The sequence below is a fragment of the Blautia sp. MSJ-36 genome (assembly GCF_018917985.1).
Lineage (GTDB): Bacteria > Bacillota > Clostridia > Lachnospirales > Lachnospiraceae > Blautia_A.
On sequence record NZ_JAHLPQ010000021.1, the window covers coordinates 31473 to 54582 of the forward strand.

Annotated in this window: 19 protein-coding genes, 1 tRNA gene and 1 other annotated feature; of the genes, 5 read left to right on the forward strand and 15 right to left on the reverse strand. The window is 46.3% G+C overall.

Annotated features, from left to right (window positions below; translation table 11 throughout):
* Positions 1-109 precede the first annotated feature (109 nt).
* Positions 110-1387: a tRNA(Met) cytidine acetate ligase gene (locus tag KQI39_RS12975; protein ID WP_216418884.1), complete on the forward strand. Its 1278-nt coding sequence runs from the start codon at positions 110-112 to the stop codon at positions 1385-1387.
* Here the strand turns inward: KQI39_RS12975 and KQI39_RS12980 are convergent.
* The 10 genes from KQI39_RS12980 to KQI39_RS13025 form a co-directional block, all read right to left on the reverse strand.
* On the reverse strand, positions 1377-2552 hold the full coding sequence (locus KQI39_RS12980; protein WP_216418886.1) for a pyridoxal phosphate-dependent aminotransferase: 1176 nt from the start codon (positions 2550-2552) through the stop codon (positions 1377-1379). The two genes, KQI39_RS12975 and KQI39_RS12980, sit on opposite strands and share 11 nt — an antisense overlap.
* A 201-nt stretch (positions 2553-2753) precedes the next feature.
* Positions 2754-3542 carry an ABC transporter ATP-binding protein gene (locus tag KQI39_RS12985; RefSeq protein ID WP_148447167.1) on the reverse strand — a complete coding sequence of 263 codons (789 nt, stop codon included), beginning with the start codon at positions 3540-3542 and terminating at the stop codon, positions 2754-2756.
* A gap of 3 nt (positions 3543-3545) precedes the next feature.
* Positions 3546-4457: an ABC transporter permease gene (locus KQI39_RS12990; protein ID WP_148447253.1), complete on the reverse strand. Its 912-nt coding sequence runs from the start codon at positions 4455-4457 to the stop codon at positions 3546-3548.
* Positions 4458-4493: 36 nt separating this feature from the next.
* Positions 4494-5522 carry an ABC transporter substrate-binding protein gene (locus tag KQI39_RS12995; RefSeq protein ID WP_148447169.1) on the reverse strand — a complete coding sequence of 343 codons (1029 nt, stop codon included), beginning with the start codon at positions 5520-5522 and terminating at the stop codon, positions 4494-4496.
* A gap of 135 nt (positions 5523-5657) precedes the next feature.
* Positions 5658-5908: a binding site (T-box leader), on the reverse strand.
* Between the two features lie 69 nt (positions 5909-5977).
* Positions 5978-7342, reverse strand: coding sequence for a PFL family protein (locus KQI39_RS13000; RefSeq protein WP_148447171.1), 1365 nt, complete (start codon positions 7340-7342; stop codon positions 5978-5980).
* 92 nt (positions 7343-7434) lie between these two features.
* Positions 7435-7707 carry an ACT domain-containing protein gene (locus KQI39_RS13005; RefSeq protein WP_021977683.1) on the reverse strand — a complete coding sequence of 91 codons (273 nt, stop codon included), beginning with the start codon at positions 7705-7707 and terminating at the stop codon, positions 7435-7437.
* Between the two features lie 13 nt (positions 7708-7720).
* Positions 7721-8518 carry an MBL fold metallo-hydrolase gene (locus KQI39_RS13010; protein ID WP_022427103.1) on the reverse strand — a complete coding sequence of 266 codons (798 nt, stop codon included), beginning with the start codon at positions 8516-8518 and terminating at the stop codon, positions 7721-7723.
* Positions 8505-9104 (reverse strand): dephospho-CoA kinase, encoded by a 600-nt coding sequence (coaE, locus tag KQI39_RS13015; RefSeq protein WP_021977685.1) that lies wholly within the window; start codon positions 9102-9104, stop codon positions 8505-8507. The genes KQI39_RS13010 and coaE overlap by 14 nt, the downstream gene beginning before the upstream one ends.
* The gene (polA, locus tag KQI39_RS13020; protein ID WP_216418888.1) at positions 9105-11744 is read right to left on the reverse strand and encodes a DNA polymerase I; all 2640 of its coding nucleotides are present in this window, start codon (positions 11742-11744) and stop codon (positions 9105-9107) included.
* A 2-nt stretch (positions 11745-11746) separates the two neighbouring features.
* On the reverse strand, positions 11747-12094 hold the full coding sequence (locus KQI39_RS13025) for a zf-HC2 domain-containing protein (RefSeq protein ID WP_148447177.1): 348 nt from the start codon (positions 12092-12094) through the stop codon (positions 11747-11749).
* Positions 12095-12258: 164 nt separating this feature from the next.
* On the opposite strand from KQI39_RS13025, the gene KQI39_RS13030 reads away from it, so the two are divergent.
* A complete protein-coding gene (locus tag KQI39_RS13030; protein WP_177289865.1) occupies positions 12259-13128 on the forward strand; it encodes a DegV family protein in 870 nt (289 codons plus the stop codon).
* A 60-nt stretch (positions 13129-13188) separates the two neighbouring features.
* Here KQI39_RS13030 and ftsH read toward each other — a convergent pair whose 3' ends face one another.
* On the reverse strand, positions 13189-15066 hold the full coding sequence (gene ftsH / locus KQI39_RS13035; RefSeq protein ID WP_119248039.1) for an ATP-dependent zinc metalloprotease FtsH: 1878 nt from the start codon (positions 15064-15066) through the stop codon (positions 13189-13191).
* 221 nt (positions 15067-15287) lie between these two features.
* Here ftsH and KQI39_RS13040 point away from each other — a divergent pair.
* Together KQI39_RS13040 and KQI39_RS13045 are read left to right on the forward strand one after the other, a co-directional pair.
* Positions 15288-15369, forward strand: a tRNA-Leu gene (locus KQI39_RS13040).
* A 77-nt stretch (positions 15370-15446) separates the two neighbouring features.
* Positions 15447-16823 carry an MATE family efflux transporter gene (locus tag KQI39_RS13045; protein ID WP_216418890.1) on the forward strand — a complete coding sequence of 459 codons (1377 nt, stop codon included), beginning with the start codon at positions 15447-15449 and terminating at the stop codon, positions 16821-16823.
* Between the two features lie 118 nt (positions 16824-16941).
* Here the strand turns inward: KQI39_RS13045 and KQI39_RS13050 are convergent, their stop codons facing one another.
* The 4 genes from KQI39_RS13050 to KQI39_RS13065 are packed head-to-tail and all read right to left on the reverse strand — an operon-like array spanning position 16942 to position 21612.
* Positions 16942-18231 carry a diaminopimelate decarboxylase gene (locus KQI39_RS13050; RefSeq protein WP_216418892.1) on the reverse strand — a complete coding sequence of 430 codons (1290 nt, stop codon included), beginning with the start codon at positions 18229-18231 and terminating at the stop codon, positions 16942-16944.
* 51 nt (positions 18232-18282) lie between these two features.
* Complete coding sequence (pyk, locus tag KQI39_RS13055; protein ID WP_216418894.1) at positions 18283-19719, reverse strand: pyruvate kinase; 1437 nt, start codon at positions 19717-19719, stop codon at positions 18283-18285.
* 30 nt (positions 19720-19749) lie between these two features.
* A complete protein-coding gene (locus KQI39_RS13060) occupies positions 19750-20640 on the reverse strand; it encodes a hypothetical protein (RefSeq protein ID WP_216418896.1) in 891 nt (296 codons plus the stop codon).
* A gap of 30 nt (positions 20641-20670) precedes the next feature.
* The gene (locus KQI39_RS13065) at positions 20671-21612 is read right to left on the reverse strand and encodes a magnesium transporter CorA family protein (protein WP_021977694.1); all 942 of its coding nucleotides are present in this window, start codon (positions 21610-21612) and stop codon (positions 20671-20673) included.
* 226 nt (positions 21613-21838) lie between these two features.
* On the opposite strand from KQI39_RS13065, the gene aroC reads away from it, so the two are divergent.
* Entirely contained in the window at positions 21839-22933 is a 1095-nt protein-coding gene (aroC, locus tag KQI39_RS13070) for a chorismate synthase (protein ID WP_216418898.1), read from the forward strand.
* The last annotated feature ends 177 nt before the right edge of the window (positions 22934-23110 follow it).

Consider the following 23110-nt stretch of genomic DNA (forward strand, 5'->3'; position numbering starts at 1 on the left):
TAGAATAGTTTCATTATGGAAAAACGCAGTGCCGGGCAGGTATATACGGTCCATATCCTGGTAATGCTTTGCGTAGAATTTAACTTTTTGGAAATGGCAGGTTTTTTATATGAAAGTTGTTGGAATTATTGCAGAATACAATCCATTTCACAGGGGGCATGAATATCAGATCCGTTATGCCAGGGAATCTCTTGGTGCTGATTATGTAATCGTCGCCATGAGCGGAGATTTTGTACAGAGAGGAGCTCCTGCTCTCATGCCAAAACATCTCCGGGCGGAGATGGCTCTTCTTGGAGGTGCCGATCTCGTCCTGGAACTTCCCGTCCAGGTTTCCACTGCCAGTGCGGAGGGCTTTGCCGCAGGCGGTGTAAGCCTTCTGGACGGACTTGGGATTGTGGATGAACTTTGTTTTGGCAGTGAATGCGGCGATACGGAGATCCTTATGGAAACAGCCCGCATTCTTGTGGCGGAGCCTCCTGCATACAGAGATTTTCTCCAGAAAAACCTCCGTGCCGGAATGAGTTTTCCCCTGGCAAGAAGCCATGCGCTGACAAGTTATGTTGCAAAATCTGCCATCTCTGATGTGTCTTCCGGTGACGGACATTTTATTTTTTCAGAGCAGATGGATTCCATCCTTTCTTCTCCCAACAATATTCTTGGCATTGAGTACTGCAAAGCCCTGCTGCACCAACACAGCTCCATCCGTCCCCATGCACTTCTTCGAAAGGGAAGCGGATATCACGATGCGGATCTCTCGGATGTTTCCGGAGATTTTTTCCCATCTGCTTCCGGTATCCGGGAACTTCTTTCCGCTGAAAAGGGTGCCATGGATTTTTCCCGTTTTATTCCGGCTGCGGCATTTCCAGTTTTTTCCTCCGCACTGGAAAAGAAATGCTGGCTTCTGGAAACAGTTCTGGATCTTCCTCTTCATTATAAGCTTTTTCTGGAAACGGAAGAAACCTTACGTCAGTATCCGGATCTTTCTGACGCTCTGATCCGCCGGATCTTAAAATACCGGAACCAGTACGAAAGTTTTTCCCAGTTTGCGGATCTTCTGAAAACCAGAGATATCACACGGTCTGCCATCTGCCGCGGTCTTGTCCGGATCTTTCTGGATCTGAAAGAAAAAGCACCCGGACATATTCCCTATGCCCGGGTACTCGGTTTCCAAAAAGACAGTGCACCGCTTCTTGGTCGGATCAAGAAAAGCGCTTCCATCCCTATGCTTACCAAAGCTGCAGATGCCTCTTCCATCCTTGATAAAGACGGATTGGGGATTTTTAATCAAACCTGCGAAGCTTCGAATCTTTATGAAATACTTCTCTGCCGGAAAACAGGTCAGCCTTTTGTTCATGAATTCCAGAAACCACCGCGGATTATTTTGTAACCGTAACGGTAATCTCACTTTTCCCAATGGCTTCCACTGCTTCCCAGATCTTCTCCGGTGGAAGTACCAGGGCGAAACGTACGTATCCTTCTCCGTGTGGTCCGAAACTTGCTCCCGGAGTTACGATAACGCCTGCTTTTTCCATCAGCTCCATGCAGAAAGCCATACTGTCCGTGCGGCCGCCGGGGAGCTTTGCCCAGACGAACATGGTACCTTTTCCATTTGGAAGTTCCCAGCCAATGTCACGAAGTCCCTGGCAGAGTGCATCTCTTCTCTCCTGGTACATCTGGCACTGTTCTTTTACGCTGTCCAGTGGTCCCTCAAGTGCTGCAACAGCTGCTTTCTGAAGTGGCAGGAACATGCCAAAATCGATCTGGCTTCTCAGCTTGCGAAGTGCTGCGATCACGTCAGGCCGGCCTACCAGGAAGCTGAGCCTTGCTCCGGTAACATTGAAGGATTTAGAAAGACTGAAGAACTCTACGCCGATCTCTTTTGCTCCTGGTGTTGCAAGGAAGCTTCCGCCAAATGCTCCGTCAAAGATAATATCGCTGTATGCATTATCATGAATAATGAGAATATCATATTTTTTCGCGAATTCCACGATTTCTTCGTAAAGTCCTGGTGTGGCTATACTTCCTACCGGATTGGACGGAAGGGATACTACCATGTATTTAGCCTTCTTCGCCACTTCTTCCGGGATTCCCTTTACATAGGGGAGAAAGTCATGTTCCGCAACCAGTGGATAGTAGTAAGGAACCGCTCCGGCCATCAGGCTTCCTGCTGCAAATACCGGATAGCACGGGTCCGGAAGAAGGACGGTATCTCCCTCGTCACAGAGAGCCATGCCAAGATGTCCCATTCCTTCCTGGCTTCCATAAACGGTCATTACCATATCCGGTGTCAGTTCCACGTCAAAACGTTTTTTATAATAAGTACAGACTGCTTCCAGAAGCTCCGGCAGATCCCGGAGGCTGTACTTCCAGTTGTTGTCATCCATGGCCGCTTCCGCTACGGCTTTTTTGATGTATTCCGGAGTTTTAAAATCCGGGGTTCCCACACTCATGTTATAGATCTTCATGCCCTGAGCTTCCAGCTCCATGCGCCGGTTGTTCAGAGCTGCAAAAATTTCATCTCCAAATCGGTCCAGTCTTTTTGAAAACTGCATATCATTCGTCCCTCTTCCATAATAAATTACAAGTGTCCGTGTCTATGGACATTCGCATTCTGCTCTGCGACATGCTCAAAAGCAAAATCACAAAGCGATTTCATTCATTTTACCACGGTAACGTGATATACTCAAGAATTTTCCACAAAAAAAGAACCACCACCTGATTCAAACAGTGATGGTCCTTCTACTTATCATTTATCATTCCGACAAAAGAATACGGTCATTATCCAGGGCCTTTCCGGCTCCTGTCTTAAATTTCTCGAGAAGGCCGTCCACGGTCATGTTCTTCTTTTCTTCGCCTCCGATATCCAGCACGATATTACCGGAATCCATCATCAAAATACGGTTTCCAAGATCAATTGCAGACTGCATATTGTGCGTGATCATCAGACAGGTCAGCTGATGTTCTTCCACGATCCGTTTTGTGAGATTCAGAACTTTCTCAGCAGTTCCCGGGTCAAGCGCTGCGGTATGCTCGTCCAGAAGAAGTAATTTCGGCGGATTCATCGTTGCCATCAGAAGTGTCAAGGCCTGTCTCTGTCCGCCGGAAAGAAGTCCTACCGGATGACTCATCCGCTCTTCCAGGCCAATGTCCAGTTTCTTCAGTTCTTCACGGAAACGTTCTTTTTCCTGTCGGGTTGTATGAGAAAGCCATCCGCCTTTGCCAGCTGCAAGTGCAAGATTCTCTTCGATTGTCATGCCCGGCGCAGTTCCACGCATCGGATCCTGATAAAGACGGCCGATTTCTTTTGCACGTGCATGCTGTGGCATAAATGTAATGTCTCTGCCGTCCAGCTCAATCGCTCCTGCATCTGTGAGGAAATCACCACAAATTGCGTTGAAAAGTGTTGATTTTCCCGCACCATTGGAACCGATGATCGTAGCAAAGTCGCCTTTTTTCAGTTCCAGGGAAAGATCTTCGATTGCCTTTTTTTCGTTTACGGTTCCCGGATTAAATGTTTTTGAAATATGGCTGATTTTTAACATGGATCATCTGCCTCCTTTTGTATGAGTCATTCTTCTTCGGATCTGCGGCCACTGTTTCTTAAGATATGGACCGGAAATTGCAAGAACAACGATCACAGAAGATACCAGTTTCAGCATAAACGCCGGCATATTGAAACGAAGTGCAATGGTGTACACAAGGCGGAAGATAAAGGAACCAAGCACCATTCCTACCGCCCTTACAAAAATTCCTCCATGACCAAGAAGAGTACCTCCGATCAGCAGAGATGCCAGTGCGATGGTGACCATACCCTGTCCGATGTTGATATCTACGGATTTCTGTGACTGGGACAGAAGGCATCCGGAAAGTGCGGTAAATGCATTTGCCACACAAAGGCCAATCACAGTTGTAAAGACCGGATTGATGGAGGAAGATTTTACCATATCGGAATTATTTCCGGTTGCCCGGATTGCAAGACCAAGTCTTGTTCTCAGGAAAAATACCAGAAATACGATCACAAGGATCACTGCGATGGCTGCAATGATAATATCTTCTCTGCCTTTTAAAGGTGTACCTGCAAGTGCATCCTTCATCATGGTAAATACCGTGGTTGTCCGGTTCATATTAATGAGAGAAGAGCCTCCCATGACCGCAATATTTACGGAATATAAGGCCGTATTTACAATGATACCTGCAAGCAGGCTGTCTACTCCCAGCTTTGTCTGCAGGATAGCTGTTACAAATCCCGATGTAACACCAGCTGCCATAGCTGCCACAATGGACAGAAACGGATGTCCGCTTACAGCTACTACGGCTCCTACAGCGGCTCCGAAAGTAAAGCAGCCGTCTGTAGAAAGGTCGCAGACATTCAGCATGGAATAACTAAGGAACAGGGCAAGAACTGTCAGGGAACAGATCAGTCCAAGCTTCAGGGCAGTCTCCCCGAGGGAGAGCATAGTTGCAATCGTCACAGTGATTTCCTCCAATTGGATTTATTTTGTTTCTACTTCGTCGAAGCTTTCTGCAGTTGTGATCTCATTTACCTGTGTACAGAGAGGCTCAAATGCTTTCTTTACGGTATCAAAATCAAGACCAAGTTCTTTGCAGGTTTCTGTATTAACTGTTGCAGTACCATTATCGAATGTTTCCACAGCGGTTTTGGCCGGATCTGCGTTATCCACCAGGATATCTGCGATCATATCGGCTGTTTTCTGTCCAAGGTTTGCATAATCAACGCCATATCCTACAAAGGCACCATTTAATGCAAAGGAGTCAGCACCTGTGTAGTGTGGAATTCCTGCCTCAATAAATTTCTCATAAATAGAAAGTTCTGCTGTCATGATGGTGTTATCAGTAGGTGTAAATACTGCATCCACACCATCTGCGATCAGTGCATCTGCCGCAAGCTGAACTTCATCGGTAGTGGTTCCGGTACGTTCTACATATTCGATTCCCTGCTCATCCAGGTAATCTTTTGCTTCCTGGATTGCTGTTGTGGAGGAATCCTGTCCTACATCATAAAGAAGACCGATTTTCTTTACATCCGGGTTCTGCGCCTGGATCAGTTTCATGATAGAAGAAGTATCCAGGTAATCACTGGTTCCTGTGATATTTGCACCAGGTGCATCCAGAGAATCTACAAGGCCGGAGCCAACCGGATCCGATACTGCTGAGAAAACAACCGGTGTATCACTTCCCTCTGTAGCAGACTGCATACGCATTGCCACCGGTGTAGCCACACCTACCATCAGGTCAACATTATCTGCCTGGAAATCGGAGATGATCTGTTCCATAACGCTGGCATCTGCATTGCAGTTATCATAAGATACATCAAATGTGATGCCTTTTTCTTTGCCGATCTCTTCCAGACGGGACTGGATATTATCTACGATCTGGTTCAGGGAAGCATCATCTACATAATTGCAGATGCCTACTTTAAAATCCTCTGCCATAACCGGGCTGGCCACCATCATACTTGTTGCTGCTACTGCTGCTGCGATTACTAACATTCTTTTTTTCATAATTTTGTTCTCCCTTCTTATTTCCGCTTATGATTACTTTTTGTACACCCTGCGGCCTGCTTTTCCGGAACAACTTTTTATGCAACAGAATCTCTTTTTTCCTGTAACACAAAAACCGTCTCAAGCTTATATTATGCTTGAGACGGTAATAAAAGTTCTTTATTATCGCGGTACCACTCAAATTGACGAATTGTCCACTTTCCGGTGTACTAACATACACTCCTCATTGATAACGGGTTCGGTTCCCGTCGGCGCCTACTGTACAGATAAATAGTTCGGGCCGCCCTCGAAAGTCCATTCAACATCTGGTCCCCTGCGGATTTCCACCATCACCGCTCTCTGTGAAGCTTCCTGAAATGTTTACTTCTCTTTCTCACTGGTTTGTTTTTTAAGTTGTGTTTACTTTAGCACATCAACGTGAGTCTGTCAACCCCGAAATGAAATTAATTTCAGAATTAATTTTTAAAACTGTGAATCGGTGCCGGAATTCTTCCGCCTCTCTGTACAAATGCATCGCAGGAGAAGGAATTTACAGGCATGATCGGAGCATAACCAAGAAGGCCTCCGAATTCAACAGTCTCGCCTACACCTTTGCCGATTACCGGAATCAGACGTACTGCGGTTGTCTTCTGGTTTACCATACCGATGGCAGACTCATCGGCAATGATACCTGCCAGTGTGGTAGCTTTGGTATCTCCCGGAACTGCGATCATATCCAGTCCAACAGAGCATACGCAGGTCATGGCTTCCAGTTTCTCCAGCGTAAGCGCTCCCTCATTTACCGCATCGATCATTCCCTGATCCTCGCTGACCGGAATAAAGGCACCGCTTAATCCGCCCACAGCTGCTGCTGCCATAACTCCGCCTTTTTTCACCTGGTCATTGAGAAGCGCAAGTGCTGCAGTTGTTCCAGGTGCACCGGCTCTCTCAAGACCGATTTCCTCCAGAATCTCTGCTACGGAATCACCGATGGCCGGTGTTGGTGCAAGGGAAAGATCCACAATACCAAACGGCACATCCAGACGTTTGGATGCCTCACGTGCAACCAGCTGTCCCACTCGTGTTACCTTAAATGCGGTACGCTTGATCATCTCGCAGAGAGTTCCGAAATCTTCTCCGCGAACCTGCTCCAGGGCTTTCTTGACAACGCCAGGGCCGCTGACACCTACATTGATGATGCAGTCAGCCTCTGTAACACCGTGGAAAGCACCTGCCATAAACGGGTTGTCATCCGGCGCGTTGCAGAATACCACAAGTTTGGCACAGCCAAGGGAATCCTGCTCTTTGGTTGCCTCTGCGGTTGCAAGGACGATCTCGCCCATCAGTTTTACGGCATCCATGTTAATACCGGTCTTGGTGGAACCAACGTTTACAGAACTGCAGACACGCTCTGTCTCTGCCATTGCCTGCGGGATGGAGCGGATGAGAAGTTCCTCTGCCGGAGTCATTCCCTTGCTTACCAGTGCGGAATATCCGCCGATAAAGTTCACTCCAACTTCCTTGGCACATTTATCCAGTGTTCTTGCGATGGTCACAAAATCTTCCGGTTTCTTACATGCGGCTCCACCAACCAGAGCGATCGGTGTTACGGAAATTCGTTTATTTACAACCGGGATTCCGTACTCGGTTGCAATCTCATCACCGGTAGCTACCAGGTTTCTGGCTTTTGTGGTGATCTTCTCATATATTTTCTGATTCAGTGCATCCAGGTCAGGATCGATACAGTCTAAAAGGCTGATACCCATGGTAATGGTACGCACATCCAGATTCTCCTGTTCGATCATTTTATTTGTCTCGTTTACTTCAAAAATATTGATCATTTTATTTTCTCCCTGATGATTGGTATAATGCGGATAAAAGCATCCGCTTCGCTACTTGCTCATAATCAAACAACAGTATATCCGTTATTTAATTATACTCGATGCATCATGTTAAAAATATCTTCATGCTGGCAGTGAATCACTACGCCGATCTCTTTGCCAAGATTCTCAAGCTCTTTTGCAAGTGTGCCGCCGTCTTTTTCACATTTTGCTGTGTCTGCGATCATCATCATGTTGAAGTACCCCTGAACGATGGTCTGAGAAATATCCAGAATATTAACCTGATTCTCTGCAAGGTATGTACAAACCTTTGCGATAATTCCTACTGTGTCATTTCCTACTACTGTGATAATTGTCTTCTTCATCGTTTTTTCCTTTCTACACTGTGATTATTTCTGATATGTGATCCCTCTTCGCTACCTGGATCTTAAAATCCCTGGAACGGTACGGGTTGTCACCAAGTGTTACCTCCGAGCACACCGTCTCATAGGCAAGTTCCTCGTAGTTGTTCTCCCTGCTTAAATGGCCGAGAAAAACAGCTTTCAGATTATCATGGAGGATCCTACAAAGCAGGCGGCCTGCATTCTCATTGGAGAGATGGCCTCTGTCTCCTAAGATTCTCTGTTTCAGATAATAAGGGTATTTTCCAACCTGGAGCATGCGGATGTCGTGGTTGGCTTCCAAAAGCACCGCATCCAGATTCTCCAGATTTTTTACAATGTAATCGTTATATTTTCCAAGGTCTGTGGCAATACCCACAGAATGTTCTCCGCATTCCAGGCGGTAACCTACCGGCTGTGCCGCATCGTGAGGAATGGTAAAAGGATTTACTGTCAGGTCTTTAATCTCAAACGGCTCATCTTCCCGGATCTCGTGGATCAGCCCCTCCGGCATTTTTCCAAGGGATTTCATCCGAAGCATGGCGTCTGCAGTCCCGCCTGTGGTGTAGATGGGAATTCCGTATTTTCTGGAAATCACTCCCAGGCCCTTGATATGGTCGGAATGTTCATGGGTGATCAGGATTCCGTCCACGTCTTTCCCGGTAAGATCCAGGGAATTCAGGCCTTTTTCGATGCTCTTCCCGCTGATCCCCACATCTACCAGGACATGTGCCTCCTCAGAGCCCACATAGATACAGTTGCCACTGCTTCCGCTGGCAATACTACAAAGTCTCATTTCTCTCTATCCCTTCTCTGATCTGTCTCCGGGTATCCGAAAGATCTCCATTGTTTTCGATTACATAATCCGTATGTTCTCTGAAAACCTGGTCGGATACCTGGTTTCGGATAATGCCAAGAGATTTCTCCCTGGAATAGCCGCGGCTTTCCATCAGGCGCTGGATCCGGATCTCTTCTTCTGTATACACATACCAGACTTCATCACAGAATTCTTGATAATTTTCTTCCAGAAAAAGAGCAGCCTCCACAACGCAGATTCCTCTTCCCGCTTCCTTCTGTTCTCCAAGAAGACGGAGGATTCTCTGTTTTACAGCCGGGTGAATGATCCCGTTTAATTTCAAAAGCATATCCTTATCTGTGAATACTACATCAGAAATCCTTCTCCGGTCAATAGTTTTATCTTTTTTTATGATTTCTTTTCCAAACAATGCGATCACCGCATCGTAACATTCTTCTCCCGGTTCCATCAAAATATGGCCAAGCTGGTCTGCCTGAATCACATATGCCTGAAACTCTTCTTCCAGGATTCCAAGTACTGTACTTTTTCCGGCACCTACTCCGCCGGTTACTCCGATCACTCTCATTTATTTCGCCTCATACCAGCTGTCGCCCTGGTGCATATCCACTTCAAGTTCCACTGCAAGATCTGCGGCTCCCTTCATCTCTTCTTCCAGAATGCGGGAAACGATCTCGATTTCTTCCTTCTTTGTCTCGATCAGAAGCTCATCGTGTACCTGAAGCACCAGTCTTGAGTGCAGGCCTTCTTTTTTCATTCGTTCATAAACATGGTTCATGGCGATCTTGATAATGTCCGCCGCTGTTCCCTGGATCGGGGAATTCATAGCCACACGCTCTCCGAAAGAACGCTGCATGAAATTGCTGGATTTCAGTTCCGGCACAGGTCTTCTTCTGCCAAACATGGTCGTTACGTAACCGTGTTCTTTTCCGTCTTTTACCAGACCATCCAGAAATCCCTTGATCTTCGGGTAGGTTTCGAAATATTTTTCGATGTAGGCTGCTGCCTCTTTTCTGGTGATACTTAAATCCTGGCTCAGTCCGAAAGAACTGATTCCATACACGATTCCGAAGTTTACAGCCTTGGCATTTCGTCTCTGAAGCGGTGTCACCTCATCAAGAGGCACATGGAATACCTGGGATGCGGTAAGACGGTGAATATCCTCTGCTTCCCGGTAAGCCTGGATCAGTTTTTCATCCCCGGACATATGGGCCAGCACACGAAGCTCGATCTGGGAATAATCCGCATCTAAAAATACAAATCCTTCCTCCGGCACAAAAACCTTACGGATCAGTCTTCCCAGTTCCATACGTACCGGAATATTCTGAAGATTCGGATCTGTGCTGCTGATACGTCCGGTTGCAGTGATAGTCTGGTTGAAAGTGGAGCGAATTCGTCCATCTTCTCCGATCACATTTCCAAGTCCGTCTGCATAAGTAGATTTCAGTTTGGTCAACTGACGATACTCCAGAATATCTTTTACAATGGCATGATCCGGCGCCAGTTTATCCAGGATATCCGCTGCTGTGGAGTAACCGGTCTTGGTCTTCTTTCCGCCGGGAAGTCCCATTTTTTCAAAAAGAATCACGCCCAGCTGTTTCGGGGAATTGATATTAAATTCCTCCCCTGCTTCCTGCCAGATGGTTTTTTCCAGCTCCTGGATACGGACTTTGAGTTTTTCGCCGTAACTTTTAAGTTCTTCCCCTTTAACGGAAATTCCCCATTTTTCCATGGAATCCAGAGTAAAGACAAGAGGAAGTTCGATCTCATCATAAACCTTACGCATGCCTGTTTCGTCCAGTTTTTCAAGGAGAACCCCCCGGGCCATGCATGGCACAAACGCCTGATAGCAGGCATAGTTTCCAAGGCCTTCCATCTCTTCTTCCCAGGCTTTTTTCAGGGAAGTTTTCCCAAGAAGGTCTTCTTTTGCCGGGAGCATCATGCCGTTCAGATATTCTCTGGCGATATCGTCATGGGTATAGGCAGACTTCAGAGGATTCAGAAGATACGCCGCAACCCCTGCGTCAAAAACTTTCTCCGGATTTTCCAGAGGAACATGTTTAAGTACTGCTTTGATGTCCATGGCACAGAGCAGCGTTCTGTCCGCCAAGGTTTTCAGCTTTCCGCAAAGGTAGTCTCCGGTAAGAAGTCCTCCCACCGGAATCTGATAGATTTCTTTTTCATCCAGGACCAGTCCCACGGTATACACCTGATCCGGGTCTGCAAGAACAGAAATACCCACCTGCTCCTTCCTGGCTGCTTTCTCAAACAGGGCCTCCACACCGGAAAGATCATTACAGGTAAAAAATTCCAGTTCCATGGAGGAATCCGCTGCAGTAACCGGTTCAAAACGGTTCAGCATGTTCTTAAATTCCAGTCGCTTGCACAGTTCATAGGCTTCTGGAGTATAGGGATTCTCCACTTTCGCTTTTTCGTAGGAGAATTCCAGGGGACTGTCTGTGTTGATAGTTGCGAGTTCTTTGGAAAGCTGTGCCATATCATAATGTTCACGGAGAGATTCTTTTGCCTTATTGGGCTTTACTTCTTCCAGATGTTCATGGGCATTCTCAATGGAACCGAACTGCACGATCATCTTGGTTGCGGTTTTTTCTCCAACGCCCGGAATTCCCGGGATATTATCGGAACTGTCCCCCATCAGAGCTTTCAGTTCTATGATCTGTGGCGGCGTTACCTGATATTTCTCAATCACTTCCGCGGTATGATAATCCTCAATGGTGGTCTTCCCCCGGACAGTCTTCGGCAGCCGGATCAGTACCTTATCTGTGGCAAGCTGAAGAAGATCCCGGTCTCCGGAAAGAATAGTCACATCCATGCCCTTCGCTTCACTTCTTCTGGCAACCGTTCCAAGAAGATCATCTGCCTCATAGCCTTCCATAAACATCATGTTGATCCCCATGGCAGAAAGCATCTCCTTGATCAGAGGAACCTGTTCCCGAAGCTCCTCCGGCATAGGTTTCCGGGTGCCTTTATAAGCTTCATAGCGCTTATGTCGGAACGTCGGTGCACTCAGGTCAAAAGCAACGGTAAGGTACTCCGGTTTCTCTTCCTCCATGATCCTGAACATAATGTTCAGAAATCCATATACCGCTCCTGTATGGCGTCCTTCTGCATTGGTAAGATCCGGAAGTCCATAAAACGCCCGGTTCAGAATGCTGTGTCCGTCAATCAGTAATATTTTTTCACTCAAAATCAAATTCCCTCCTTCAGTTCCAGAATCACGAAAATGAGAAAGATCACCAGTGCTGCGATCAGAACGCAGAAAGCTGCTGCCGCAATTGCTCTGCGGATTTTTCTTCTGCGGATATATCTCCTGGATTTCCGGATATCCTCCTCCAGAAGTTCCTTAAAGTCCAGAACGGAATCCTCCTGTTTCTCATCCAGCTGCTGCATGGCTTTATGCACAATGAAATATGTGGCAAGCTCATCGTAGCAGGAGGAACAGTTCTCTATATGTTCCAGAAAATCCTCCAGATCATTTAACGGCAGCGTATGATTGATATACTTGTTAACCATTCCCTCTGCAATACGACAATTCATATTTTTCCCTCTCTTTGCTGCTTCGTAACGTTAATGCTATCATTATAGCGAATTAAACGGTGAATGACAAGGGCGGTTTCCTGTGGTATACTTGAAGTATCCCGGGCAGTTCCCTTACAAAGCATCTGCCCGGGTCAAAAATCCGAACAGGGAGGATCCATATTATGAAATCTATCGCAATTGTTACAGACAGTAACTGCGGCATGTCACCTGCCCAGGCAAACGAACTTGGCATCTACATGCTTCCAATGCCATTTTTTATAGATGATAAAGAATATCTGGAAGACATTGACATGAACCAGGCACAGTTCTTCCAGCACCTCGAACAGAATCCCAGTTGCAGGGTTTCCACCTCACAGCCCACACCGGAATCGGTCACTACCCTCTGGGACAAACTTCTCAAAGACTATGACGAGATCGTACATATTCCCATGTCCAGCGGCCTTTCCAGTTCCATGCAGACTGCCCACATGCTTGCAGAAGATTACGACGGCCATGTACGTGTGGTAAACAACCAGAGAATCTCCGGAACTTTACGCTACTCTGCCATCGAAGCCATCCAGCAGGCCAAAAACGGCCTCTCCGCCGATGAGATCGGAACCTGGCTGGAAGAAACCCGTTTCGACTCCAGCATCTACATCACCGTGGCAACCCTGAAATACCTGAAACAGGGTGGACGCATCACCCCTGCAGCTGCAGCCATCGGAACCATGCTTCGCCTGAAACCGGTTCTGCAGATTCAGGGCGAAAAACTGGACGCCTTCTCCAAAGCCCGCACCATGACCCAGGCCAAAAACACCATGACCAAAGCCATCAAAGATGATATTGCAAACCGCTTCGGAGAAAAGATCAACCTGGATGTCATCCACTCCCACAATCTGGAAGCAGCTGAGGAATTCCGAAAAGAAGTCCTCACCAGCTTCCCGGGCATCGGTGAAGTCAATATCTTTCCACTGTCATTAAGCGTCTCCTGCCACATCGGCCCGGGAAGCCTGGCTCTCACCTGTTCTAAGGTACATCCGGAAATCTGGTAAACAATCTGAACAATTTATATTTTTACAACAAAAGCGGAGCCCCAGGGCCCCGCTTTCTTCTTACTGCCTTGTTTCATTTTCCTGAATTTCTTCAATCTCATCCGGTTTTTCATTCAGAATCTTCATAAACTCCTCACCAGTAATTGTCTCATGCTCATACAGATACTTGGCAATCTCATGAAGCTTTCCGATATTATCCGTCAGGATCTTCGTAGCCTTCTCATGCTCCCGTCTCACAAGCTCCACAACCTTCTTATCCAGAAGTGTCTGCGTCTCAAAAGAACAAGTCAGGCTGGCATCTCCTCCAAGATACTGGTTGCTTACATTTTCCATGGCAACCATATCAAAATCATCACTCATACCATACCTGCTGATCATCGCTCTGGCAATCTTGGTCGCCTGCTCAATATCATTGGAAGCACCAGTGGTAATGGAATGGAAAATCAGTTCTTCCGCTGCACGGCCACCTGTAAAGGTAGCGATCTTATTCTCCAGTTCCTCCTTGGACATCAGGAAATGTTCCTGCTCATCTACCTGCATAGTATAACCCAATGCACCAGAAGTACGTGGAATGATCGTAATCTTATGAACCGGTGCCGAATCCGTCTGCTTGGCAGCAACCAGCGCATGCCCAACCTCATGATAGGAAACGATCAGTTTCTCCTTGTTGGAAAGCACACGGTTCTTCTTCTGGTATCCGGCAATAACAACCTCAATACTCTCTTCAAAATCCGCCTGTGTGGCAAATTTCCGTCCGTCACGGACTGCACGGAGAGCCGCCTCATTGACAATGTTGGCAAGTTCCGCACCGGAAGCACCAACTGCAGCCTTGGCGATCTCGTCAAAACGGACACTGTCTGCGATCTTGATCTTCTTGGCATGGACTTTCAGGATCTCCTCACGTCCCTGCAGATCCGGAAGCTCAACCGGAATTCTTCTGTCAAAACGTCCCGGTCGAAGAAGTGCCGGGTCAAGGGAATCCGGTCTGTTGGTAGCCGCCAGGATCACAACACCCTTGGAGCCGTCAAAACCGTCCATCTCCGTCAAAAGCTGGTTCAGTGTCTGCTCACGCTCATCGTTTCCGCCGCCCATTCCGGAGCCGTCACGTTTCTTACCGATGGTATCAATCTCATCGATAAATACAATACATGGTGCTTTCTCATTGGCCTGTTTAAAAAGATCACGAACCTTGGCAGCACCCATACCAACAAACATCTCCACAAATTCCGAACCGGAAATGGAGAAAAACGGAACCTCTGCCTCGCCGGCAACAGCCTTGGCAAGAAGAGTTTTACCGGTTCCAGGAGGGCCCACAAGCAGGGCACCTTTTGGCATGGAAGCACCGATCTCTTTGTATTTCGCCGGGTTATGGAGGAAATCCACAATCTCCGTCAGAAGCTCCTTGGCTTCATCCTCGCCTGCCACGTCTGTAAATTTAATTCCTGTGGAGGACTTTACATAAACCTTGGCATTACTTTTACCAAAGGACATCATGCCTCCAGGGCCACCATTGCCCATGGAACTCATCATCTTCTTGCTGAGCCAGCGTCCCAGTAGAACAAAAATGGCAATCGGAAATACATATCCCAGGATCAGGGACAAAAGCAGGGACTGCCTCTGAGGTGCAGTACCCTCAATGCTTACACCTGCATCATAAAGATGGGATACAAGATCCTGATCATCTACCGATACGGTCTTACAGTAGACATCATTCCCGTCTACTTTCATTGTGTAATAAATGTAATCAGAATCAATGGTTGCCTCATATACTTTTCCTCTGTCTACGGCTTTCAGGAAGGTGGTGTAATCGGTTTCCTTTACACTTCTCTCAGAAAGGGCAGGAAGAGCAAAAACATTCAGCAGAATAATAATTACGACCGCGATGATGTAATATACATACAACGGCCGTTTCTCTGGTTTCTTGGAATTCAGATTCATGCAGTCTCCTCCGTTATCTTATAGTATATTGCTATATCCACAGTGCTATATCAGGTGGTACAGCCTTGTAGCACACTCTACCACTTTTTTCAGTCAATTTCAAGGAGCCAGCCTCCGATTTCATAAACTTTTTAGAATTGAAAATATTTCCAAATAATCCCTTTATTCTTAAAAAATCCTTGCAAACCAACTGGTGCTGTGCTATTATAATAAACGGTTATGCCGCTGTGGCGGAATTGGCAGACGCACTTGACTCAAAATCAAGCGGAGCAATCCGTGCCGGTTCGAGTCCGGCCAGCGGCATTCGCATAAAAGACCTGACGGAGAGATCTGTCAGGTCTTTATTATATGATACAAAAAAATCACGAAAGGAACAAAAAATGGAAAAAGACAAAAGCTTTTTAGGAACCAAGCCTGTCGGAAAGCTGCTTCTGCAGCTTGCACTTCCCACAGTTGCTGCACAGCTCATCAATATGCTCTACAATATCGTCGATCGTATCTATATTGGTCATATTCCCGGAGAGGGTGCTCTTGCCCTTACCGGTGTAGGTGTCTGTATGCCGCTTATTATGGTCGTATCTGCCTTTGCTGCTCTTGTCGGAAACGGTGGTGCTCCCAGAGCCAGCATCTTTATGGGAAAAAACGAAACAGAAAAAGCAGAACAGACCCTCGGGAACTGTTTTTCCATGCAGATCATCCTCTCCCTGATCCTGACTGCCATCCTGCTTCTTGGAAACCGCAGTTTTCTCCTTGCCTTCGGCGCCAGCGCAAACACCATCGACTATGCGGTAGGCTACATGAATATCTATGCAGTAGGAACCATCTTTGTACAGCTGACCCTTGGAATGAATAATTTCATCACAGCTCAGGGCTTCGCAAAAACAGGAATGCTCTCCGTACTGATCGGTGCAGTTTCCAATATTATCCTGGATCCGGTTTTTATTTTCGGGTTCCACATGGGGGTCCGCGGTGCTGCTCTGGCAACCGTAATCTCCCAGTCATTTTCCTGTATCTGGGTTCTCTCTTTCCTTTTTGGAAAAAAAACTTTCCTGAGGCTTCGGAAAAGCACCATGAAACTGAAAGCCGATATCATTCTGCCCTGTATGGCTCTTGGCTCTTCTCTCTTTGTCATGCAGCTCAGTGAAAGCATTATCTCTGTCTGCTACAACTCCTCACTCTTAAAATACGGCGGGGATGTTGCCGTAGGAGCCATGACCATCCTCACCAGCGTCATGCAGTTTGCCATGCTTCCTCTTCAGGGACTTGGTCAGGGTGCACAGCCTATTATCAGTTACAACTACGGTGCACGTAACGAAAAGCGTGTACGTTCTACATTTAAGCTTCTTGTAAAAACAAGTGTTTCTTATTCCGTGATCCTGTGGCTGATCATTATGATCTTCCCGCAGATCTTTGCCGAAATGTTTACTTCGGACAGTACATTACTTGCTTTCACAAAGACAGCTCTCCGGATCTATATGGCAGTTGTGTTTATCTTTGGTATCCAGATTGCCTGCCAGATGACCTTTATCTCCCTTGGCAGAGCCAAGGATTCCATCATTGTGGCTATTGTCCGGAAATTTGTCCTGGTCATCCCGCTGATCTATATCCTGCCCAATATTTTCCGTGCTGATCAAACAAATGCAGTTTATATGGCTGAGCCGGTTGCAGATATCCTGGCTGTTACCTTCACTGCCATCCTGTTTTTCTTTGAGTTTAAAAAAGCCATGGCAGAAATCTCCGGCAGCAAAACGCAGTAACCCTGCATTTGACCCTGCCAGCGATCTTACAGTTCTTACCAGACGCTTAAATATAAAACAGCCTTCCTGCATCATTACCAAGATGCATGGAAGGCTATTTCTATATCTTTCTGCTATTTTATTTCAGTTCGTCTTCATCCTGAAGAAGTTTCTTAAAAACAGGGAAGCAGTCAAATGTTGCAAAATAATCTCTCGGTGTCTCGGCACGGCGGATCATCTCAAAGCTGCCGTCCTCATGAAGAAGGATCTCTGCAGATTTCAGTTTACCATTGTAGTTATAACCCATTGCAAAACCATGAGCACCTGCATCATGGATCACAAGAAGATCTCCTTTATCGATCTTCGGAAGCATACGGTCAATGGCAAATTTATCATTATTCTCACAGAGGGAACCTGTCACATCATATTTATGATCACATGGCTCATTCTCCTTACCCATAACCGTAATGTGATGATAAGCACCATACATAGCCGGACGCATCAGGTTTACTGCGCAGGCATCTACACCGATATACTCCTTGTGTGTATGTTTCTCATGGATCGCTTTTGTGACAAGGCAGCCATACGGTCCCATCATGAAACGGCCAAGCTCTGTATAGATCGCAACATCACCCATTCCCTCCGGAACAAGGACTTCTTCATAAACCTTGCGGACACCCTCACCGATCACACGGATATCGTTTGGCTCCTGATCCGGTTTATAAGGAATTCCGATACCACCGGAAAGGTTGATAAATTTAATGTGTGCACCTGTTTCTTTCTGAAGCTTCACGGCAAGCTCAAACATAACTTTTGCAAGCATCGGATAGTAGTCGTTGGTTACGGTGTTGCTGGCAAGGAATGCATGGATTCCGAATTCTTTGGCACCTTTGGATTTCAGGATACGGAATGCATCAAAGATCTGCTCGGTAGTCATTCCATATTTTGCATCTCCAGGATTATCCATGATACCGTTACTGATCTTGAATACTCCACCTGGGTTATAACGGCAGCTGATCACTTCCGGAATTCTTCCGAGAGCTCTCTCTACGCTCTCAATATGTGTGATATCATCAAGGTTGATGATTCCACCGATCTCATCTGCATATTTGAACTCTTTCTCCGGTGTATCGTTGGAAGAGAACATGATATCGCCTTTTTTGCAGCCCACTGCTTTTGCCATCATAAGCTCTGTGGCGGAGGAGCAGTCACAGCCGCAGCCATACTCCTGAAGAATATTAATCAGATACGGGTTCGGTGTTGCTTTTACCGCAAAAAACTCCTTGAATCCTTTATTCCAGGCGAAAGCCTCTTTCAGGGCTTTTGCATTCTCACGGATTCCCTTCTCATCATAAAGATGGAAGGGTGTCGGATATTTTTCGGTAATCTCGTTGAGTTTCTCAAGTGTCACAAATGGTACTTTTTTCATAATAACTGTATCTCCTGTTTTCCGACCGCTGTTCCTTAAGAACCCCCGGTCTTATTCTGCCTCGATCACGTGCATCATATTTGTCACTGCACCATGACCGTTTGTCATGTTGGTCGCAGGGTCTCCTGCTGTAAATACAACAAGGTCTCCTTTATGGATCAGATGACGGCTGCGGACAACATTCATAGCCTGAGACATGATATGGTCCGTGGTATCTCTCTGATATCCTTTCAGAGGTGTTACACCCCAGATCAGCTGAAGTTTGTGCTGGATGGTTGAGTTCGGTGTAATGGCATAGATCGGAACCTTCGGGCGGAAATTGGAAATCAGTCTGGCTGTATTTCCACTCATGGTCGGTGTCACGATGGCATTTGCCTTCAGATTCTTCGCAGTGCGGACTGTTGCAAGTGCAACTGCACTGGAGATCTTCTCTCTTCCATCCATGGAACGATGTTCAATAAATACCTTATAATCCAGATGCGGTTCTGTCATCTCTGCGATCTCCGCCATCATCTGAAGAGCATCAACCGGATATTTACCAGCTGCTGTCTCACCGGAAAGCATGATCGCATCGGTTCCATCGTAGATCGCATTGGCAACGTCCGCTACCTCCGCACGTGTCGGGCGGGGATTACGGATCATGGAATCCAGCATCTGTGTTGCTGTGATAACCGGTGTATAATGTTCATTACATTTACGGATGATCTCTTTCTGGATGTGCGGCACCTGGCTTGCAGGAATCTCCACGCCAAGATCTCCTCTGGCAACCATGATACCATCCGATGTTTCAATGATGGAATCAATGTTCTCAACACCTTCTGCATTCTCAATCTTCGCAATAATACCGATATCCTTTCCACCGTTATCATTCAGAAGTTTACGGATCTCACGGATCACCTCTGCGGAACGGACGAAAGATGCCGCAATGAAATCAAATTTCTGCTCGATACCAAAAAGGATATCGTTCTTATCCTGCTCTGTGATACCCGGAAGATTTACTTTTACATAAGGAACATTTACGCCTTTTTTCTCTCCCAGCTCACCACCGTTTAAGATATCACAGATGATATCGGTTCCTTTGATCGCCTTAACTTCCAGCTCGATCAGACCATCATCAATAAGAATCTTGTTTCCCGGTTTCACGTCTTTATAAAGTGTCTCATATGTGATGGCAACTTTTTTGTCATCACCTTCAAAATCACCAATTCCAAGTACAAACTGTTTTCCTGCTTCCAGCTTAACCTTCTGTCCGTCCTTCAAAAGTCTGGTACGGATCTCCGGTCCCTTTGTGTCAAGGAGCATGGCAATAGGCATATCAAGCTCCTCACGAAGCTCTTTGATCATGTCCACACGACCCTTCTGCTCTTCGTGATCTCCGTGAGAAAAGTTGAATCTGGCAATATCCATTCCATTCTCCATAAGAGCCTTCAGAGTTTCTCTGTTGTTGCTGGCAGGTCCAAGTGTACAGATGATCTTTGTTCTTTTCATAATTGAATATCCTCCCTCTTTTTTTACGTTTTACTGTACATGTTTGTGCGTAAATAAATGATCCTGGCAATATTCATAATTTCCCTTGCACTTTGAGCAGAAACGGAACTCCAGATTTGGATCATCCTTTTCGGTACGTCCGCAGATCGCGCATTTATGCTTGGCAATTCCATCTGATCCATAGCCCGTTCTGGTCGGAGCCATGGCCTTCTTAAACTGCTGTCTCCTGTGAATCTCCTTCGGATTGTAACGGTTCATATCCCGCGTACTGAAATAAAAGATCACAAAATTCAAAAGTGATGCTACAATCGGCACAACGCCTACCCAAAGTCCAACTCTAAGATATGATACGATATCCCACGCAATAAACAGTCCATATACAAATGCCATCCATTTCATCTTGATGGGGATCACAAACATAAGCAGCAGCTGAAGATCCGGATATGTGACTGCATAGGCAAGGAAAATGGAAAGACTGATATAATATGTGGTAAAAATGCCACCGCCAAGAGAATAGGTAATCCCATTCATCATCACATAGCCACCTGTAAATACATACAGAAGCACTGCCGCGATCACAGTAAATAAAAGTCCTGAAAAAATATACAATGTATACCGGAAAGTCCCCCAGGTACGTTCCAGAGAAGTACCAATCGGATAATAGAAGAAAAAGATTGCGAGAAGGAACATCACAAGATTACCGGTTCCTCCCACACTGGACGGCGGATAAATCACCCATGTCACCAGTCTCCAGATCTGTCCTTTCATGACCATGGACATATCAAGACTCAGCATATCCAAAACTCCCGGAGCAAACATGGCCAGAAAATATCCCAGCACATAACATCCGATGATGTAAACGGTCAGATTGGGTATTCCGAATCTTCCAAACTTACGTTCCAGTTTGTCGATAAATTTCATTAAAATCTCCTTTCAGAAAACTTTTGAAAATCAGAAAAACCGCTTCTTGGAAAGAATGATCGCTGCCACAACACTGATTGCCACAGAAAACAGGATAATGATCAGAAAGCCCCATGGACTCTGTGATAACGGCATACCGGAACCAGCCACGTTCATTCCGTAAGCACTGAACACAATGGTCGGGATACTCATAACAATGGTAATAATTGCCAGTACTTTCATAACAATATTCATATTATTGGAAATAATAGATGCAAAGGCATCCATGGTTCCGTTCAGAATTCCGCTGTACACATTGGCCATTTCGATTGCCTGTTTGTTCTCAGTGATGACATCTTCCAGAAGATCCGTATCTTCCGGATATTTTTTGATACTGTCTATCTTCAGAAGCTTCTCCAGCACAACCTCGTTGGACCGGAGGGATGTGATAAAGTAGGTCAGAGATTTCTGCAACTCCAGAAGCTCAATCAGCTCCTCATTTCTCGTGGAAAGATGCAGTTTTTCTTCCACCTGCTCACTTTTCTTGTCGATGATACGCAGATAACGCAGGTACATACTTGCATTTCTGTAAAGGATCTGGAAAATAAAACGGGTCTTCATATAGGTAAAAAAGCTCCGGACTCTTCCTTCCATAAATCTGGTCAGAACCGGTGTGTCCTCCAGACAGATGGTAAAGATCATAGACCCTGTCACAATGATACCAAGCGGTATGGTTCCATACCAGTCCTTGTCATTACGTTCCTCGATCATAGGAACGTCAACCAGGATCAGTGTATAATTATCCTCAACTTCGATACGTGACCGTTCTTCCTCATCCAAAGGGGATCGTAAATCGTCAACCTCTATATCAAACTTCTCGGAAAATTCAAAAATCTCTGTTGCCGTCGGATTCGTCAGCGCAATCCAGCAGCCTTCCTCCGGTTCCTGTATCTGGTGGATGGCTCCGTCTATTGTCTTGTAAATCCTTACCACGATTCCCACTTCCCTTCTTTTGCTTTTCTTTTGCCAGGGCAAAATTCTTTTTTATTATAAATAGTCAAAATAGCTTTGTCAATTCATACATTTTCTTTTTAAAAAAGCTTTTAAATAATTTCACAGAATCTTTACATGAAAATTCATTCTGCTTTCCACGTTCTTTACATTTTTTCCGGCTTCCTATATAATGATTCCAGAATTCCAACGAAAGGAAGTTATACAAATGAGTCAGTCATCATTCGGAAAAAAATTCGTAGTTACCACCTGGGGAGAATCTCATGGCAAAGCTATCGGTGCGGTTCTCGACGGCTGCCCGGCAGGCCTCTCTCTCTGTGAAGAAGATATCCAGGTTTTTCTTGACCGGAGAAAGCCAGGTCAGAGCCGCTACACAACTGCCCGTAAGGAAGGAGATCTTGTTGAGATCCTTTCCGGAGTTTTTGAGGGAAAAACTACCGGCACACCAATTTCTCTTCTGATCCGCAATACCGACCAGCGTTCCCGGGATTACGGAAATATTGCATACTCCTACCGCCCCGGTCATGCAGACTTTACTTTTGACCAGAAATACGGTTTCCGCGATTACCGTGGAGGCGGACGTTCTTCCGGAAGGGAAACCGCCGGCCGTGTGGCAGCCGGTGCCATTGCCATCAAACTCTTAAATGAACTTGGCATTACCTTTACCACTTACGCAAAATCCATCGGCCCTGTGGAAATCCAGTCTTTCTCAGAAGAAGAAATCCGAAACAATGCCCTCTGCATGCCAGACGCCGACGCAGCAGAAAAAGCAGCTGCCTATCTCGAACAGTGTCTCAATAACCAGGACAGTGCCGGCGGTGTTATTGAATGCCGGATCAAAAATGTTCCTGCCGGTCTTGGCGATACAGTTTTTGATAAACTAGATGCCACCCTTGCTCACGCAATCATGTCCATCGGTGCTGTAAAAGCCGTTGAAATCGGCGACGGCATTGGTGTAACACGCCTTACCGGTTCCGAAGACAACGACGGTTTTGTCCAGAAAGACGGCATCATTTCCAAGACCTCCAACCATGCAGGCGGTATCATGGGCGGTATGAGTGACGGCAGTGACATTATCCTCCGTGCCCATATCAAACCAACACCATCGATCAGCCAGCCCCAGTCCACCGTAACCAGCTCCGGCGAAAATCTGGAGCTTGAGATCAAAGGACGCCATGATCCTGTTATTGTTCCACGTGCCGTAGTTGTTGTGGAAGCCATGGCAGCTCTCACAATCACCGATGCACTTTTTGCCAATATGAGCGCACGCATGGACCGCATCCACGAATTCTATCGCAGATAAAACCGCCCTTATTCCTGAAAGATCCGTGGATTCATCCGTAATGCCAAATGCTTTTCCAGTCAAGACCACCCGCTTAGCGGGTGGCTTGCTCTGTCCCTATAAGGGACTATTCCCTGCTTGCGCCCGGAAGGCGCACTGACAGTCTGCCAACTGCACCACATTTACAGCAGCCCCTTC

Bases quoted from the DNA above. Each gene is read 5' to 3' on its own strand.
- aroC (WP_216418898.1), top strand. From the start codon at position 21,839: ATGAGTCAGTCATCATTCGGAAAAAAATTCGTAGTTACCACCTGGGGA.
- KQI39_RS13010 (WP_022427103.1), bottom strand. From the start codon at position 8,518: ATGAGACTTTGTAGTATTGCCAGCGGAAGCAGTGGCAACTGTATCTAT.
- KQI39_RS12980 (WP_216418886.1), bottom strand. From the start codon at position 2,552: ATGCAGTTTTCAAAAAGACTGGACCGATTTGGAGATGAAATTTTTGCA.
- KQI39_RS13025 (WP_148447177.1), bottom strand. From the start codon at position 12,094: ATGAATTGTCGTATTGCAGAGGGAATGGTTAACAAGTATATCAATCAT.
- KQI39_RS12975 (WP_216418884.1), top strand. From the start codon at position 110: ATGAAAGTTGTTGGAATTATTGCAGAATACAATCCATTTCACAGGGGG.
- KQI39_RS12985 (WP_148447167.1), bottom strand. From the start codon at position 3,542: ATGTTAAAAATCAGCCATATTTCAAAAACATTTAATCCGGGAACCGTA.
- ftsH (WP_119248039.1), bottom strand. From the start codon at position 15,066: ATGAATCTGAATTCCAAGAAACCAGAGAAACGGCCGTTGTATGTATAT.
- KQI39_RS13005 (WP_021977683.1), bottom strand. From the start codon at position 7,707: ATGAAGAAGACAATTATCACAGTAGTAGGAAATGACACAGTAGGAATT.
- KQI39_RS13000 (WP_148447171.1), bottom strand. From the start codon at position 7,342: ATGATCAATATTTTTGAAGTAAACGAGACAAATAAAATGATCGAACAG.
- KQI39_RS13050 (WP_216418892.1), bottom strand. From the start codon at position 18,231: ATGAAAAAAGTACCATTTGTGACACTTGAGAAACTCAACGAGATTACC.
- KQI39_RS13060 (WP_216418896.1), bottom strand. From the start codon at position 20,640: ATGAAATTTATCGACAAACTGGAACGTAAGTTTGGAAGATTCGGAATA.
- pyk (WP_216418894.1), bottom strand. From the start codon at position 19,719: ATGAAAAGAACAAAGATCATCTGTACACTTGGACCTGCCAGCAACAAC.
- KQI39_RS12995 (WP_148447169.1), bottom strand. From the start codon at position 5,522: ATGAAAAAAAGAATGTTAGTAATCGCAGCAGCAGTAGCAGCAACAAGT.
- KQI39_RS13030 (WP_177289865.1), top strand. From the start codon at position 12,259: ATGAAATCTATCGCAATTGTTACAGACAGTAACTGCGGCATGTCACCT.
- KQI39_RS12990 (WP_148447253.1), bottom strand. From the start codon at position 4,457: ATGCTCTCCCTCGGGGAGACTGCCCTGAAGCTTGGACTGATCTGTTCC.
- coaE (WP_021977685.1), bottom strand. From the start codon at position 9,104: ATGAGAGTGATCGGAGTAACCGGCGGAGTAGGTGCCGGAAAAAGTACA.
- KQI39_RS13045 (WP_216418890.1), top strand. From the start codon at position 15,447: ATGGAAAAAGACAAAAGCTTTTTAGGAACCAAGCCTGTCGGAAAGCTG.